This is a genomic window from Dactylosporangium thailandense, from assembly GCF_059739745.1.
Map to the genome: position 1 here is coordinate 6,290,888 of NZ_AP029195.1, position 15,872 is coordinate 6,306,759.

General features: G+C 74.2%; 15 protein-coding genes. 9 read left to right on the top strand and 6 right to left on the bottom strand.

What is annotated here, in order from left to right:
* Nucleotides 1–160 precede the first annotated feature (160 nt).
* From AC6JBM_RS27655 to AC6JBM_RS27665, 3 genes are all read left to right on the top strand, one after another.
* Nucleotides 161–835: a response regulator transcription factor gene (locus AC6JBM_RS27655; RefSeq protein ID WP_497976974.1), complete on the top strand. Its 675-nt coding sequence runs from the start codon at nt 161–163 to the stop codon at nt 833–835.
* A gap of 375 nt (nt 836–1,210) precedes the next feature.
* Nucleotides 1,211–2,029, top strand: a complete 819-nt coding sequence (locus tag AC6JBM_RS27660; protein WP_497976975.1) for a CPBP family intramembrane glutamic endopeptidase — start codon at nt 1,211–1,213, stop codon at nt 2,027–2,029.
* Between the two features lie 32 nt (nt 2,030–2,061).
* Nucleotides 2,062–3,219 (top strand): serine hydrolase domain-containing protein, encoded by a 1,158-nt coding sequence (locus AC6JBM_RS27665; protein WP_497976976.1) that lies wholly within the window; start codon nt 2,062–2,064, stop codon nt 3,217–3,219.
* Nucleotides 3,220–3,498: 279 nt separating this feature from the next.
* Here AC6JBM_RS27665 and AC6JBM_RS27670 read toward each other — a convergent pair whose 3' ends face one another.
* Complete coding sequence (locus tag AC6JBM_RS27670) at nt 3,499–4,290, bottom strand: hypothetical protein (RefSeq protein WP_497976977.1); 792 nt, start codon at nt 4,288–4,290, stop codon at nt 3,499–3,501.
* Between the two features lie 75 nt (nt 4,291–4,365).
* Nucleotides 4,366–6,012 carry a methyl-accepting chemotaxis protein gene (locus AC6JBM_RS27675; RefSeq protein ID WP_497976978.1) on the bottom strand — a complete coding sequence of 549 codons (1,647 nt, stop codon included), beginning with the start codon at nt 6,010–6,012 and terminating at the stop codon, nt 4,366–4,368.
* Between the two features lie 81 nt (nt 6,013–6,093).
* On the opposite strand from AC6JBM_RS27675, the gene AC6JBM_RS27680 reads away from it, so the two are divergent.
* Both AC6JBM_RS27680 and AC6JBM_RS27685 read left to right on the top strand, forming a co-directional pair.
* Nucleotides 6,094–6,762: a hypothetical protein gene (locus tag AC6JBM_RS27680; RefSeq protein WP_497976979.1), complete on the top strand. Its 669-nt coding sequence runs from the start codon at nt 6,094–6,096 to the stop codon at nt 6,760–6,762.
* The gene (locus AC6JBM_RS27685; RefSeq protein WP_497976980.1) at nt 6,759–7,433 is read left to right on the top strand and encodes a hypothetical protein; all 675 of its coding nucleotides are present in this window, start codon (nt 6,759–6,761) and stop codon (nt 7,431–7,433) included. The genes AC6JBM_RS27680 and AC6JBM_RS27685 overlap by 4 nt, the downstream gene beginning before the upstream one ends.
* On the opposite strand, the gene AC6JBM_RS27690 is transcribed toward AC6JBM_RS27685, so the two are convergent.
* From AC6JBM_RS27690 to AC6JBM_RS27705, 4 genes are all read right to left on the bottom strand, one after another.
* Complete coding sequence (locus tag AC6JBM_RS27690; RefSeq protein ID WP_433087507.1) at nt 7,430–7,573, bottom strand: hypothetical protein; 144 nt, start codon at nt 7,571–7,573, stop codon at nt 7,430–7,432. The two genes, AC6JBM_RS27685 and AC6JBM_RS27690, sit on opposite strands and share 4 nt — an antisense overlap.
* A 38-nt stretch (nt 7,574–7,611) precedes the next feature.
* Nucleotides 7,612–8,220 carry a peptide chain release factor H gene (gene prfH, locus AC6JBM_RS27695; protein WP_497976981.1) on the bottom strand — a complete coding sequence of 203 codons (609 nt, stop codon included), beginning with the start codon at nt 8,218–8,220 and terminating at the stop codon, nt 7,612–7,614.
* Nucleotides 8,217–9,350 (bottom strand): RNA ligase RtcB family protein, encoded by a 1,134-nt coding sequence (locus AC6JBM_RS27700; RefSeq protein ID WP_497976982.1) that lies wholly within the window; start codon nt 9,348–9,350, stop codon nt 8,217–8,219. Before AC6JBM_RS27700 ends, prfH begins: the two co-directional genes overlap by 4 nt.
* A gap of 119 nt (nt 9,351–9,469) precedes the next feature.
* Complete coding sequence (locus AC6JBM_RS27705; RefSeq protein ID WP_497976983.1) at nt 9,470–10,258, bottom strand: DUF4097 family beta strand repeat-containing protein; 789 nt, start codon at nt 10,256–10,258, stop codon at nt 9,470–9,472.
* Nucleotides 10,259–10,336: 78 nt separating this feature from the next.
* Between AC6JBM_RS27705 and AC6JBM_RS27710 the strand changes: the two genes are divergently transcribed.
* The 4 genes from AC6JBM_RS27710 to AC6JBM_RS27725 all read left to right on the top strand — a co-directional run bounded on the left by AC6JBM_RS27710 (nt 10,337) and on the right by AC6JBM_RS27725 (nt 15,864).
* Nucleotides 10,337–11,587, top strand: a complete 1,251-nt coding sequence (locus AC6JBM_RS27710) for a diguanylate cyclase domain-containing protein (RefSeq protein ID WP_497976984.1) — start codon at nt 10,337–10,339, stop codon at nt 11,585–11,587.
* A 160-nt stretch (nt 11,588–11,747) separates the two neighbouring features.
* Nucleotides 11,748–13,676: a protein kinase domain-containing protein gene (locus AC6JBM_RS27715; RefSeq protein ID WP_497976985.1), complete on the top strand. Its 1,929-nt coding sequence runs from the start codon at nt 11,748–11,750 to the stop codon at nt 13,674–13,676.
* Nucleotides 13,673–14,764, top strand: coding sequence for a hypothetical protein (locus AC6JBM_RS27720; RefSeq protein ID WP_497976986.1), 1,092 nt, complete (start codon nt 13,673–13,675; stop codon nt 14,762–14,764). Before AC6JBM_RS27715 ends, AC6JBM_RS27720 begins: the two co-directional genes overlap by 4 nt.
* Nucleotides 14,761–15,864, top strand: coding sequence for a hypothetical protein (locus AC6JBM_RS27725; RefSeq protein ID WP_497976987.1), 1,104 nt, complete (start codon nt 14,761–14,763; stop codon nt 15,862–15,864). The genes AC6JBM_RS27720 and AC6JBM_RS27725 overlap by 4 nt, the downstream gene beginning before the upstream one ends.
* Nucleotides 15,865–15,872 lie beyond the last annotated feature (8 nt).

The following is a 15,872-nucleotide window of genomic DNA, read 5'->3' on the forward strand; positions in this document are numbered from 1 at the left end:
GGACGAGCGGACACACGCACGCACGGACGAACGAGCGGACGAACGGACGAACTGCGCGGATTTGAGCGGGTGCGATGCGCGCGTGGGCTTGGACTAGTGAACGGGTGGTGTGCGCGTGAGCGAAACGAAAACGCACGTTGATGCGCGGGAGGGTGCGCGAATGAGCGGCGCGCCGGTGCGCATTCTTGTCTGTGATGATCAGGCGTTGATTCGCACCGCGTACGCCACGATCTTCGGGCTCCAGCCCGGTTTCGCCGTCGCCGGGGTCGCCGGTGACGGGGAGCAGGCCGTCCGCCTCGCCCGGGAGCTGCGGCCCGATGTCGTGCTCATGGACATCCGGATGCCCGTACTCGACGGGATCGAAGCTACCCGGCGACTCGCGGGGCCCGACGCCGCCGAACCGCTCAAGGTGCTCGTGGTCACGACGTTCAATCTGGACGAATACGTGTACCGGGCGCTGCGCGCGGGTGCGGCCGGGTTCCTGCTCAAAGACGCGCAGCCGGCCGAGTTGATCGCCGGGGTACGCACGGTCGCCAACGGGGAAGCGCTCGTCTCCCCCGCCGTCACTCGGCGGCTGATCGGGCACTTCGGCTCGCGGATCCGGCCGGCCGAGGGCGCGCCCGGGCCGGCTGCCGCGCTCGCGCCGCGCGAGACCGAGGTGCTGACGCTCATCGCGCGCGGGATGAGCAACGCCGAGATCGCGGCCGAGCTGATGCTGAGTCAGGAGACCGTGAAGACGTATGTCTCCCGGATCCTCATGAAACTCGACCTCCGCGACCGTGTGCACGCTGTCGTCTACGCGTTCCAGACCGGACTTGTCCGCCCCGACGCATGACCGGGCCGCGCTCAGGTCCCACGCGCACCGCGAACACCATCGGCCGCGCATTCGCGCAGTCGCGCATCCAGAACAGCCGTCGTCACCCGACACGCGGCCGAACCGCTCGCCACGCGCAACCGCGAACACCGTCAGCCGCGCATTCGCGCATTCGCGCAGTCGCGCATCCAGGCCCGGCCGTGGCCAACCCCGCGGCGGGGGCGAGCCGTTGGACCACGCGCGGCTGCGTGTGCCATCGGCGGTGTGGCAGACAGAAACAGCAGGCCGAGGCGTTCGCTGCGAAGCGTGACCGCGCCGTTGTCCCCCGCGCGAGCCACACCGAATGTCCCCGGCGGAGGGACGTTTTCGCCCGGATCGATCCCTATCTTGCTCGTCATGTCCAGGTTTGTAGTGCGGTTCCCGCTCATGCTCATCGGCACCTTCGTGCTCCTCGCGGTCACCGAGGGAGTGACCGCCGCGCGGGCCGACGACCTCACATGGGCGGTCTCCGCGGGCTTCACGGGCGCGATCGCCGCCGTAGTCGGCTACGCCCTGCTCAGCCGCTGGATCGAGCGCCGCCCGAGCGCCGGCGAGGTGTCCCCCGCGAACGCGGCGCGCTGGCTGCTGCCCGGCCTCCTGCTCGGCGCCGCCGCGTTCGGGCTCGTCATGCTCGGCATCCGGCTGCTCGGCGGCTGGGACTCGCAGACCCGCGACTCCGCCCGCAGCCTGGCGATCACCGCCGGCGTCATGGCGGTCGTCGCGGTCAACGAGGAGATCGTGTTCCGCGGCGTGCTGACGAGGATGCTGGCCGAGCGGTTCGGCGGCTGGGTGGCGCTGGCCGTCTCGTCGCTGCTGTTCGGCGCGATGCACCTCGTCAACGCCAACGCCACCGTGCCGGCGGTGCTGAGCATCGTGCTCACCGGCGGGCTGCTCTTCGGCGTGCTGTACCTCTTCACCCGGTCGCTGTGGCTCACGATCGGGTTCCACTTCGCCTGGAACACGGTCCAGGCCGGGGTGTTCGGGGTGCACTCCTCGGGCGAGGACGCGTCGCACGCGTTGTTCCGGACCACGCTCTCCGGGCCGCAGTGGCTCACCGGCGGGGAGTTCGGGCCGGAGGCGAGCGTCGTGACGCTGGTCGTCATCACGATCCCGGCGCTGGTGCTGATCGTGTGGGCGGCGCGGACCGGACGGCTGAGGGCGGCGGCCCGTGGCTAGGGGTTGCCCAGAGTGATCAACAACATCGGAGCGTGATATTCGGTGGCGGCGGCGCGGCCCGCCGCCGGATACTCCGCACCGTGCAGGGGTTCGTGGATGAGCGGTTCGCGCCCGTTGGCGCGGTGTTCGAACAGGGTCTTGCGAGCGATGCCGAGGTCGGCGCGTCGGTGTGCATCACCGTCGACGGCGAAACGGTGGTCGATCTGTGGGGCGGGCACGCCGACGCGGCCCGGACGCGCCCGTGGCAACGGGACACCATCCTCAACGTGTACTCGGTCACGAAAACCATGACGGCGCTGACGGCGCTGCTGGTCGCCGACCGCGGGGAGCTCGACGTGACCGCGCCGGTGTCACGGTACTGGCCCGAGTTCGCGGCCGCCGGCAAGGACGCGGTCACCGTCGCGCACCTGCTGAGCCACTCATCCGGCCTGTCCGGCTGGGCCGAGCCGGTCACCGTCGAGGACCTCTACGACTGGGACAAGATGACGGGGCTGCTCGCCGCGCAGGAGCCCTTCTGGGCGCCGGGCACGGCCAGCGGCTACCACGTGATCACCCAGGGCTTCCTCGTCGGCGAGGTCCTCCGCCGGATCACCGGGCGCTCGCTGGGCACACTGTTTCGCGAAGAGGTGGCGGTACCGCTGAACGCCGACTTCCACATCGGGCTGCCCGAGTCCGAGGAGCCCCGCGTGGCCGAGCTCGTCCCGCCCGTCGGCGGCAGCACGATGCCGTTCGCCGACCCGACGCCGTTGCAGGCCAACGCCGCCGTCCCCGACCTCCGGGTGGACGACGCCAACAGCCGGGCGTGGCGCGCGGCGGAGATCCCGGCCGGCAACGGCACCGGCAACGCGCGGGCGGTCGCCAACGTCCTCGCCGTGCTCGCGTGCGGCGGCGAGGCCGGGGGCCGGCGCCTGCTGTCCGAGGCCGGGGCCCGCCGGGCGCTCGAGGTCCAGGTCGAGGGCACCGACCTGGTGCTGTCGATGCCGCTGCGGTTCGGGCTCGGCTTCGCCGTCGGCGGGTTGATGCCGAACCCGAACACGCTCTACTGGGGCGGCCTCGGCGGGTCGATCGCCCTCGCGGACCTCGACGCGCGGACCACGTTCACGTACGTGCCGAACCGGCTCGCGGCCGCGGGCGACACGCGCGGCCTCGGTCTGCTGATGGCGATGTGGGAGGCCCAGAAGCTCATCTGAGGGTGACGGTGAAGGCCCCGCTGCCCCTGGCCGACGGCTGCCCCGGCGTTCTCGTGACAGCCCGGGCCGGCGGGGCCCTCAGCGGCGGGCGCGCAGCCGGCCCAGGGGCAGCGCGGCGGCGAGCAGCAGCACGCCGGCGGAGCCCTCAGCGGCGGGCGCGCAGCCGGCCCAGGGGCAGCGCGGCGGCGAGCAGCAGCACGCCGGCGGAGCCCTCAGCGGCGGGCGCTCAGCCGGCCCAGGGGCAGCGCGGCGGCGAGCAGCAGCACGCCGGCGGAGCCCTCAGCGGCGGGCGCTCAGCCGGCCCAGGGGCAGCGCGGCGGCGAGCAGGACCACGCCGGCGGTGCTGAGCAGGCGGACGCCGAAGAACAGATAGTCGCCCCACAGGGCGGGCGGCGTGACGTCGGCCGGGAGTGTGCGGTTGAAGACCAGGTCGCCGGTCGTGAGGACGGTGCCGGGCAGGAGCAGCACCAGGCCCGCGACCAGGGCGGCCAGCCCCAGGCGCCGCACCCCGAGGGCCAGCAGCGCGCCGGCGGCGAGGCCCAGCACGTAGCCGGCCACGGTGAGCGGCCCGACGCGGCCGGGCTCGGCGCGGGCCAGGTCGACGGTGAGGGCCACGCCGGGGCGGACCTCCAGCGACCACTCCCCCTTGCTCGCGGCGAAGCCGCCGGCGGTGGGAGGGTACGGGTCGTCACTGGTGTGCCAGCCCTGCGCCTCGAGCCCGGCGCGCAGGGAGCCGGGATTGGTGCCCGAGACGGTCAGCCCGACCCAGCCGGCGTTGTAGTCGTCGTTGCCGATGAGCCAGGTCAGGGGCTCGTCCGGGTGCTCGTAGGCGAACGGCGCCTCCTGGCGGACCGTCACGGCGAACTGCGCGGCCGGCGCGGCGGGCTGGATGAGCTCGACCGCCGCCGCGTCGGACGGGAGGGCCGGCGCGCCGCGCCAGCCCAGCCAGGCGCCGAGCGCGGCCATGGTGAGGGCGGCGACGATCGCGGCGAGGACCCGGGCCGGCCCGCGCCCCCGTCCCGCGCGCTGCCCCGACGCATGATCCGGTACGGTTTCCAGTGCGGCCGCCATCGCAGTCTCCTGCCCCATAGGAAGTGGGAGCAGGAACATAGGCCCGCACGAGCGAGCGTGCCAACCGGCCGAGGCTCAGACGCGGAACCGGCCGACCGCCGCCTGCAGATCGCTCGCGACCCGGTTCAGCTCGGCCACCGTCTGGTCCACTTCGGACAGTGTCGACGTGGTCGACTGGGCCGCCTCGGCCACGCCGGCGATGTTGCCCGCGATGTTCGTCGCGCCGTGCGCCGCGTCGCCGACGCTGCGGCTCATCTCGCCCGTGGTCGCCGTCTGCTCCTCCACCGCCGAGGCGATGGTGAGCTGGTAGTCGTTGATCCGCGCGATGATCCGGCTGATCTCGCCAATCGCGTCGACGGCGTTGGCGGTGTCGGACTGGATCGCCTCCACCCGGCGGGAGATGTCCTCGGTCGCCCGGGCCGTCTCCTGCGCCAGGTCCTTCACCTCGCTCGCGACGACCGCGAAGCCCTTGCCGGCCGCGCCCGCGCGGGCCGCCTCGATGGTGGCGTTGAGCGCGAGGAGGTTCGTCTGCTCGGCGATCGAGGTGATCACCTTGACGACGTTGCCGATCTCGGTGCTGGAGTCGCCGAGCTTCGACACGGTCTGGTTGGTCGTCTCGGCCACGCCCACCGCCTCGGAGGCGACCCGGGCGGCGTCGTTGGCGTTCTGGGCGATCTCGCGGATCGAGGCGCCCATCTCCTGCGAGCCCGCGGCGAGGGTCTGCACGTTGTGCGAGACGGTGCCCGCGTCGCCGGCGACGACGTTGGCCCGGGACGCGGCCGCCTGCGCGCTGTCGCCGATGCGCGCGGTGACGCCGGTGAGCCGCTGGGTGCTCGCGCCCAGGGTGCGTGCGGCGGTCGCGAGCGTGTCGACGGTACGGCCGATGCCCTCATTCGCCTGGTTCACGGCCACCGCCATGGCCCCGAGCTCGTCGCGGGAGAGCACGTCGGCGCGCTTCGTGAGATCGCCGTCGGCCGCGGCCCGCAGCGTCGTGGAGACCGAGTGCAGCTGGCGGTTCATGCGCCGGCCGATGAGCCCGACGATCGCGAAGGCGACGACGAGCCCGGCGACGAGCGAGCCGATCGTCCAGTTGCGCGAGGTGTGGTAGGCGTTCAGCGCCGCGGCCGCCTCGCTCGACGCCTCCGTGTTCTCCAGCTGCTGCAGCTGCGCCAGGGAGTCGTTCATCTGCGCCTCGAGGCTCTGCCACAGCGTGTTGCGCTCGGCCGCGTCGCTCGTGACCGTCGTGCCGGCCTTGGGCTGCTCCTGGAACACCACCACGTTGCGCAGGTTCGCGTAGTCGGCCCAGGCGGTCGCGAACGTGTCCACGGCCGCGGCGCGCGGCGCGGACGAGGCGGTCAGCTTCCGGTACGTCTGCAGCGCCTTGTCGATGAGCGCGTCCCCGTTGCTGCGGGCCTGCTGGGCCCGCGGGCCGAGCGTCGGGTCGTAGGCCGCCCAGGCGAACAGCGACTGTGCCCGGTAGTTCTCGGCGACGCCCTGCCGGATCACCACCAGCTGCGCCACGCTCTCCAGGTGCTCGGACTGCAGGTTCTCGAGCCGGTCGTTGATGCGCCCCATGCTCACGATGGACAGCACGCCGACGCCGATGGCGACCAGGGCCACCACGCTCACGCCGATGAGGTTCTTGACGTTCACGGGCCTGTCGGCGACCCACCCGGCGAACGCGTTACGCCGGACGTTCACCTCGATCGGCGAGGAGTTCACGGTGCCGTCCTATCTGAATGCAGCGGATGTCCGCATCATCGGCCGCTCCCGCCCCGGGTTTAGGTCTGATCAAATAGCGTCGTGGAACCCGAGCCGGACCTCGTGCGCGCGAGCTGCTACGTCCTGGAGTTCTCCGTCGGCCCGGGCGGGGCCCGCCAGGGCGACCTGCGGGGCGCGCTGACCGTCGACCGGCTCCGGGCCGGGTTCGAGGACCGTTACGACGTGGGGCATCTGGCGTACCTCGTGCTGTGGTACGGCGCGATCCTGCACCTGTGGACCGTGCGCGCCGGTGAGCTCGTCGCCGGCACCGACCTGCACCCGCTGCTGCGCACCGGCGACCCGGGCCTGGACCGGGCCGCGGCGGCGCTGCTCGCGGGCGGCCGCCGGGGCGAGCTGCGCGACCTGTTCAACCGGGTGCACCGCGACATCGACGAGACGATGACCGCCCTGCGCGTCTTCGCGCACGTCCTGGAGCTGCACGCCGGCCCCGCCGCGGCGCTGGCCGCGATCGACGCCGGCGGCCTGCCGACGCCGCCCGGCTCCGGGGGGACGTTCGAGCTCGACTGGTCCGCGGTGGCCGCGGCCGCCCCGCCGCTGGGCGAGCCGCTGCTGCGCCCGGGCGAGACGACGGCGGTGACGTGGTCCGACGAACTCGCCCCGCCGTACGGCAGCTACCTGCGCCACGTCGACGGCGTCCACCTCGGGCTGCTCGACATCGAGGGCGGCGACGAGGAGTTCGACGAGGAGTGACCGCCCCGCGCATCGTCCTGCAGGAGGCCGGCGAGTGGCTGGGCGCGGCCCTGGCCGCCGAGGGCTTCGCGTGGCGTCCCCGGCAGAAGGCGCTCCAGCGCGAGCGCGACGGCCTGATCCAGGAGATCGCGTTCAGCCCGAGCTCCTGCAACCGGACCGGGCAGTCGGTCAGCGCGGTCGCCTACCTCGCCGCGCGCGACCCGGCGCTGCGGGCATGGCGGGGCGGCGGCGACGACCGTTACTGCGCGATCGCGATGGGCTACGCGTCCGGCCGCGCGAACGGGTACATCTACGGCAGCTTCCACGACGGGGTCTTCGAATGGCTCGACCCCGCCGCGCGGGCGGACTGCCTGATGAAGATCCGCGAGGGGGTGCTGCCCTGGTTCGCCGAGGCGAGCGACCCGGAGACGATCGCCGGCTCGTTCGCCGGGGACAGCACGGTGAACCCGGACGGCGTGGTCGAGTGGCTGGCCAGCCGCGGCCGCCCCGACCTCGTGGCCGCCTACGGCGAGCGGCAGCGGGCCCGCTATCCGGGCGGCGACGAGCGCTGGGCGGCGGGCGTCGCGGCCGCGCGGGCGGGCCGTCCCCGTCCCGGCGCGCCCGACCACGACCGGTGGCTGGACCTGGCCTGGATGGTGACCCGGTACGGCCCGGCCCAGCCGCCGTCCTAGGGGTTGCGGACGCAGGTCGGGCAGGTCTCGGAGATCGGCAGCGGGCGGGCGTGGGCCGGGCCCGCGTCGATCAGGGCCGCGGCGCCGGTGGCGAGCGCGGACGCGAGCAGGGTGCGCAGGACGACGGTCTTGAGTCTCATGCCCTTGACGGCGTTCCATCCCGTTCCACGCCAACGGCTCAGGGGCGCTCGGTGCGGACCGGGTCGCCGCGGATCAGCTCGTCGTGGACGTGCCAGCGGGCCGTGGTCAGGGCCCGGGCCGCGGCACGGTCGCCGCGTTCGAGGCGTTCGCGCAGCTGCCGCATGGCCAGGCGGCGGTTCAGGCCGAACTGGCGCTCGGTGTCGACCACGACGACGGTGCCGGTCGGGCGGTGGGTGGCCCGCACCGCGGTGCTGACCTTGTTGCGGTGCTGGCCGCCGGGGCCCCCGGTGCGGCAGGGCACGACGTCCACGTCGGACTCGTCGAACGCGGTGCTCGGGGCGTCGAGCGAGCAGCGCTGGGCGATCACGTACCAGTTCTTGCGCCCGTGATTCGGCCGGTACGGGCTGGACGCCTGCCAGCACAGCGTGCCCGTCCACGCCGCCGCGCATTCCTGCGCCGCGGGGCCGTCCAGCTCCAGCACCACCGAGCGCAGCGTGCCCGGCCGCTCGCCGGGCACGCTCTCGGCGCGGCGCACGCGCACCGCCCGCCGGGCCGCGTCGGACTCCAGGCGCGCGGCCAGCTCGGCCACGGCCCACGAGCACTCCAGCGGGCCGCGGCCGGCGGACAACATCAGGTACACCGTCATGATCTGGTCCAGGAACGCCGCTTGTCCCGGCGAGCCGGCTCCGGCTCCGCGGTCTTGTAGGTGACGATGGGGACCGTCACCGCGACCGGCGTGGCCAGCTCGTGCGTGACGAGGTCGGCGATCACCTGCTCGATGCGCTTGTACGCGGTCGGCGCCTCCTCGAACAGCAGCTGCCGGTCGCCGCAGACCACGTAGGACCCGACCGGCGTGCGGCGCAGCTCCTCGACGGTGTGCTTGGCCCGGCCGCGGCGCAGGGCGTCGGCGCGGGACATCTTGCGCCCGGCGCCGTGCGCGACCGACCAGCCCGCGCCGGCCCCGGCGTGCGCGGCCACCAGGTAGGACGGGGTGCCGCGGGTGCCGGCGACGAGCACGTCGCGGCCGTCGCCGGGCGCGGCGCCCTTGCGGTGCAGGTAGTCCCCGTCGCGGATCTCGACGAGGTTGTGGCACTGGTCGACGACCGGCTCGGTGGGCTCGGCGCCGAGCGCGAGCGCGACGCGGGCCGCGAGCAGCCGCCGGTTGAGCGAGCCCCAGCGCACGGCGTCGTCGTGCGCGGCGAGGTACGCGGGCGGGTCGGCGGCGGGGCCGGCGCCGTGCACCTCGGTGTGCGCGCGCAGGATCCGCTCGCCGAGGCCGCGCGACCCGCTGTGCACGATGAGCACGAGGTCGCCGGCGGCGAGGCCGAGCCGCTGCGCGTGCGCGGTGTCCTCGATGGACTGGACGCGGGCGAGCTCGACGAAGTGGTTGCCGCGGCCGACGGTGCCGAGGCTTTCGGTGTACCCGGCGGGAACCGGCCGCCCGCCCGACGCGAACGCCCACGCGGGGTCGTCGGGGTCGGGCGCGAGCGGCACGTCGAGGTCCGGGAAGCGGGCCGCGAGCCGCTCCGGCGACGGCTTCTTGAGCGCGATCGGGAACACGGCGATGCCGCAGCCGATGTCGGAGCCGACGAGGAACGGGTACAGCACGGACGAGCGCATGGCGGCGCCGATCGGCGCGCCCTTGCCGGGGTGCAGGTCGGGCATCCCGGCCACGTGCACCATGCCGTCGAGCGCGGCGACCTGGTGGCACTGCGCGACGGCGTCGGACTCGATCCAGCTGTGTTCGGACGCGAACAGGGAAACGCTGGCAGACAACAGGAGAGGTCCTTCGAGGAGACGGCACGGACGGAGGAAGGGGCTGGGGTGGTCCGTCAGTACGTCATGCCCCCGAGTCTCGCGCCCGGGCGGCGCCGCGGCAATCGAATTACGCGCCCTCAGGGCATGGCGCGCTGGAGGGTGATCTGGCCGTACCACGTCCGCGCGTGGATCTCGGCCCGCTCGGCGAACCCCTCCGGGCCGCCGCGCACCGCCATCAGGTTGTGCACGCTGCCGAGCGTCGAGCGGGCGTCCACGAGCGCGGCGGTGCCGGCGGCGATGCCCACCTCGATCGACCCGCGCGCGGTGCTCAGCAGGACCTTCCCGCGGGACACCTCGCCGACCCGGATGGAGCCGTTGGCGGTCTTCGCGCTCACGCTGCCCGCCGCGCGCACGATCGTGATGCCCCCGTTCGCGGTGGCCACCTCGACGTCCGCGGCGCAGTCCTGCAGCCGCACGCTCGACGTCGCCCCCTGCACATCGGCGACCCCGTCGACGCGGCCCGCCACGACGTCGGAGCCGGACGTGGAGACCTTCAGCGCGCCGACGTGCTCGAGATGGATCGGTCCGGAGACGGTACCGAACCGGCAGTCGCCCAGCCGCCCCTGCGCGCTGATGTCGGCCCGGACGGTCTGCACCTCCAGGCTCGACCCGGCCGGCACCTCGAGGAACACGTCGATGCCGCCGCCCGGGCGCAGGATCGCCCGGTGCGGGGCCTTCACCGTGAGGGCGCCCGCGGCGTGCTCGACCGTCGTCTGCTCGGCCGCGCTCACCGCCGACGCGCTCGTCCCGGCCGGTAGCACGGCGACGGCCGCGTCGGGGCGCTCGGTCGCGACCACCCGCACCCGGCCGGTGTCGAGGACGACCTTCACCGCGACCGGCCCGGCCGTGTCGAACGTGGTCGGCATGCGAGGCCCTCCCGTGGCGCCATGATGGCGCCATCGTACATTGGTTCAGCTCCGGCCGCCGTGTGCCGATGGAGATGCGTGTCCCGGTTCGGTGTCGTCGCGAGCATCGGTGCGCGGCTGCTCGACGCCGCACCCGATGAGGAGCGCATGCTGCGGTACCTCACGACGGCGCTCGCCCCCGAGCTGCCGGACCGCACCGTGTCCGCGACCCTGCAGCCGGGCGCGTCCGGCGTCTTCACCGCGCCGCTCGTGCTGCACGGCCGCGCGGTCGGCGCCGTCTGCGTCGACGCGCAGCTGCCGCCCGACGAGGCCGAGTTCGTGCGGGCCGTCGCGGCCGTGGCCTCGGCGGCCCTGGAGCACGGCCGGGCCCTGGGCGCCGCGCTGGCCCTGCTCGACGACGCGCGGCGCCAGACCCACCTCCTCGACGCCATCTCCGACGCCGTGATCTCCTGCACCGCCGACAACGTGATCGACTCGTGGAACGCGGGCGCCGAGCGGCTGTACGGCTACCCGGCCGGCGAGGCGATCGGCTGCGACCTCTTCGCCCTGCTGGCCACCACGTGCTCGACGGACGACGGCGTCGAGGTCGGCCCCCGCCAGGTCCTCGAGGATCTGGAGGCCTTCGGCCGGTGGCGCGGCGAGCTGCGCGAACGCCGCTTCGACGGCGCCCCGCTGACCGTCCTGTCCTCGGTGTCGACGCTCACCGGCCCCGACGGCCTGGGGACGGGCTTCGTGTACGTCAACCGCGACGTCACCGAGCAGCGCCTCCAGGAGCACGCGGCCTCCCACGACGCCCTGACCGGCCTGGCCAACCGCCGCCGCCTGGTCAACCGCATCCACGACGCCGCGGGCCGGGTCCACCGCGGCGGCGGCCCGATGGCGGTGCTGTTCCTCGACCTCAACGGCTTCAAGCCGGTGAACGACCGCTACGGCCACGCGGCGGGCGACGAGCTGCTGGTGGCGGTCGCGCACCGGCTGACGGCCACGGTCCGCGGCACCGACTTCGTGGCCCGGGTCGGCGGCGACGAGTTCGTGGTCCTGCTGGAGATGATCGGCGCCGCGGACCGCATCCCCCCGGTGCTGGAGCGCATCCTGGAGTCGGTGGCCGAGCCGGTCACGCTGTCCTCGGGCGAGACGGTCGCGGTGGCGACGTCGATCGGCGTGGCGGTGGTCGAGTCCCCGCAGGAGACGGCGATCGCCCCGGAGCGCCTCGTCCAGCTCGCCGACGAGGCCATGTACCGCGCGAAGCACCGCCCCGGCCACGTCGCCTTCAGCGACAAGTCCCGTGACGCCGAATGGCTGACGCGCTTCGCCATCGCCCACCCGTAGCGGGCCGCCACACCGCCGGTTCACCTTCGCGGCGGGTGCGGTTCAGGGCGGCAGCGGGCATATCGGTTCGATGAACGGTCCGTTCCGTGGCGGCGCCGTCACGCTGGGTGCGGCCGGGGTGGGTTGCGCCAGGCAGGCACCATGGACGTCGTGAGCTGCGGTGGTTGACCCGTTACGGAGCGAGGACCCGCGCCGCCTCGGGCCGTACCAGGTGCTCGGGCGGCTCGGTGCCGGCGGCATGGGCCAGGTTTTCCTGGGCCGGGACGCGGCCGGGGCGGCCGCCGCCGTCAAGACGCTGCACCTCGGCGCCGGCTACGACGACGAGCTCGTCGAGCGGTTCCGGCGCGAGGTCGAGCTCGCCGCGAAGATCGAGTCCGAGCACACCGCCCGGCTGCTCGACGCCGATCCCGCCGGGGCGCCGCCGTGGCTGGCGACCGAGTACCTCCCCGGCATCACCCTCGCGGAGGTGGAGGAGCTCGCCGGGGCGCTGCCCGAGGAGCTCGTCCGGCGGCTCGGCGCGGCGCTGGCCGGCGGGCTGGCCGCGATCCACAACGCGCGCGTGGTGCACCGCGACCTCAAGCCGAGCAACGTGCTCGTCCTGCGCGACCAGATCAGGATCATCGACTTCGGGATCGCGCGGCCCGACGATGCCGCCCGGCTCACGGCGTCGCAGTATTTTCACGGTACCGTCGGCTATATCGCACCCGAGCGGTTCGCGGGCAAGGCGGGCACGCCGGCCTCGGACGTGTTCGCGCTCGCCGCGGTGCTGGTGCGCGCCGCGACCGGGCGGCTGCCCTTCGAGGGCCGCAACATGGCCGAATACCTCTACGCCGTGCACTACTCCGCCCCCAACCTGGTCGGGGTGCCCGCGGGCATGACCTGGACGCTGCGCAAATGCCTCGAGGCGGCGCCCGAGGACCGGCCCACGGCGCGGCAGGTCCGCGAGCGTCTCGCCGCCGGCCTCGCCGAGCCCGCCGGGCCCTGGCTGCCCGCGCCGGTCCTGGCCGCGATCGACGCCCGCCAGGCCGCCGTACGCGCGCTGCTCAGGCCGGGCCGGAACCGTCCGTGGCGAGCCGGTCACGCCATGGCGCGCAGCGAGGTCGTGGCGCACGGCGGCGTCGTCGTGGTGAGCGCCGACGACGGCATCCACGCGCTCGAGGCCGCCGACGGCAGCGTGCGCTGGCGGCACCCCGAGCCGACGACCCCCGGGTACCGTCCCGTCTTCGCCGGCGACACGCTGATCAGCCCCGCGCAGACGAGCACCGTCGCGCTCGACCTGCGCACCGGGGCGCAGCGGTGGCAGCTCCCGGTCGCGGCGCACGGCGAGCCGGTCTACGCGCACGGGCAGGTCCACGTGCTCGGCCCGGGCAAGCGCAACCTCTTCGCCGTCGATGCCGCAACCGGCGCCGAGGTGTGGCGCACCGCGGCCTCGGCGGTCCATCCGGTGCCGGTGCCGGGCGGCGTCGCGATCGTGCAGGGGCGCATGATCCGGCAGCGGCGCGGCGACGGCAGCACCGGCTGGTCGCACGGCGAACTGCCCACGCCGGCCGGGTCGCTGGCGGCCGCCGGGGACCTGGTGCTGGTGCGGGCCGGCGACGAGCTGCTCGGCCTCGGCGTCCACGACGGGGTGCCCCGGTTCCGGCGCGCCGGTCTGCCGCCCCGCCTCGCGCCCGCCGCCACCGCCGAGATCGTGGTGCAGCCCGCGGGCGGCGAGCTGCTCGGCCTCGACCCGGCCGACGGGGCGCTGCGCTGGCGGCGGCCCGGCGACGGGGTGCCGCACGCGGTCCCGGGCGCGGTCTTCGTGGCGGAGCCGGGCGGGCTGACCGCGCTCGGCCCCGACGGCGAGATCCGCTGGAAGGTGCCGGGCGTCGCCGTGTGGCCGGGCGTGCACGCGACCCGGACACTGGTCTACGTGGTCGACGCCGGTGTGCTGCACGCCTACTCGCGCCATGACGGCACCCCGCGCTGGTCCGCGCCGGACATCGTGGTCACCCGCGCGCCGGTCGTCGCCGGCGGGGTGCTGTACCTCGACAACGGATACACCTTGTTCGCCATCAACGCCGACGACGGGGAGCGACTGCCCACATGACGGTGCACATCGAGTTCGAATCGGACCGGCGCTTCACGGACCAGTTCGAGCTGCAGTGGGGCCGCCTGACGGACACCGGCGAGCGCGTGCTGCGCCGGACCGCCCGCAACGCCGACGCCCAGCGGCTCGTCCACGCCGAGGTCCACGCCGGGCGGCAGCTCGACGCGCTGCCCGGGACCACGTACCCGCCGCAGGTGTGCCGGGTCGTCGAGTCGGACCTGAGCGGGCCGGAGCCGTACGTCACCAGCACGTACCGCGGCGTCCCCGTGGCCGGGCAGCCCGGCGCGCCGCTGCCCGAGACACTGCTGACGATCTTCGGCGACCTGCTGCTGGCGATCCAGACCCTGGCCAAGGCGGGGCTCACGCACGGCGCGATCATGCCCGAGTTCGTGCTGTGGGACGGCATCCACGCCCAGCTCGTCAACCTCGGCGAGACGGTCGCGGTCGGCGAGCCGGCCCGCTCCGCCCTCGACCCGCAGTGGCAGCCGCCGCCGGGACCGGACGGGCTGCGGCTGGCGACCGAGGCACACGACGTGTACCAGGCCGGGATGGTCGTGTTCTGCATCGCCCTGCAGCGCGGGCCGGACGCGGCCCCGGCCGTGCGGGAGGAGCTCGGGCGGGGCGGCGGCTCGGCCCTCTCGGCGCTGCTCGAGGGCGTCTTCGCCGACGACCCGCGGGACCGCCCCGACACCCACGAGCTGCTGCGGCGGGTCGAGGACGCCCGCTACGAGCCGGTCTGGCAGAGCTCGGACCCGTCCGACGCCACCACGGCGACGATCAAGATCCCGCAGCAGTACTCCCCCGCGCCGGCGGTCGCCGCACCCGCCGTGGCCCGGGCCGCCGTGCCGCTCAGCCCCGCCCGCGACGAGTTCCGGCGGCTGGTGGCGGCGAAGCGGCAGTACCGCGAACGGCGCGAGGCGCCCCAGCAGGTCGCGTGGCGCTTCGCCCGCGGCCTCGCCGACGTGCTGTGGTACAGCCGCGACGAGTTGAGCAGCCGGATCATCATGGGCGTCATCGCGCTCGTCGTCGTGGGCGTGCCCCTGCTGCTGATCATCCTGATCGCCACGAACCTGGGAGGGTCCAAGTGAACCTCGCGAGCCCGAGCCGCCTGCTCGGCCGCGTGCTCTGCCCGATCTGCCTGCAGTGGATCCACTGGAGCAAGGCGCAGCGGGTCGAGGTCGACGTGGAGACCCAGCAGCACCGGCCGTTCCGCCCCCGCGGCGCCGACGAGACCAGGGAGGCCTTCGCCGAGCGGCGGCTGGGCGCCCAGCGCTCCTGCACGCTCATGCGCGACGGCATGGCCACCACGCACTACCTGCCCGACCGCTACGGCGACTACGGCGACCCGATCGTCATCGGCCTCGTCGGGCACCGCGCGGCCGGCAAGACGCTGCTGCTGGCTGCGATGGTCGAGGCGCTGCGCAACAACCTGGAGCTGGCCGACCTCGGCCTGCGCGTCGAGCGGCTCGACGAGGCCATCGAGCACAACTACATGACCCGGTACGTGGAGCCGTTCTGCCACCGGCGCGAGCAGCTGCCGCTGACCCAGATCAGCCCGATCGCGTTCAGCTATGTGGCGAAGGTGTACAGCGCCCACGCCCGCCGCGACTTCGCCGTCGCGTTCTTCGACGTGGCCGGCGAGCAGCTGCGCCGGCGCCGCTCCGGCGACCGGTTCCTCGACACGTCGTTCCTGTCCGCCGTCAACGCGCTCATCTTCGTGGTCGACCCGGAGAAGGCGCTGCCGGCCGCGCTCGGCGAGCCCGCGACCGTCTACGGCGACCCGGCCTTCAACGCGGTCATGGACCGGCTGGTCGAGGTGCGGGGCGAGTCCGGCACCCAGTTCCTGCCGATCCCGGCCGCGATGGTGGTTGCCAAGTCCGACCTGCTCGCCGCGCGCCGGCCCGAGGTGGCCCGCTGGCTGGGCCGCGACGACAACACGCGGCTGCACACGGTCGCCGAGGAGAGCGAGGAGGTGTACGAGTTCCTCGCCACCAACGGCGCCGAGCGCTTCCTGCCGCCGGTCAACCGGGTCAGCGACGTGAGCCTGCACTACGCCTCCGCGGCCGGGGTCGCCCCCGTCGACGGGCACTTCCCGGCCGACGGCTTCGGCCCCCGCCGGGTCCTGCGCCCGCTGCTGTCCCTGTTCGCCATGACCGGCGTCCTAGACCGTTCCATCCTCGGGAACTGAGGAGTCCG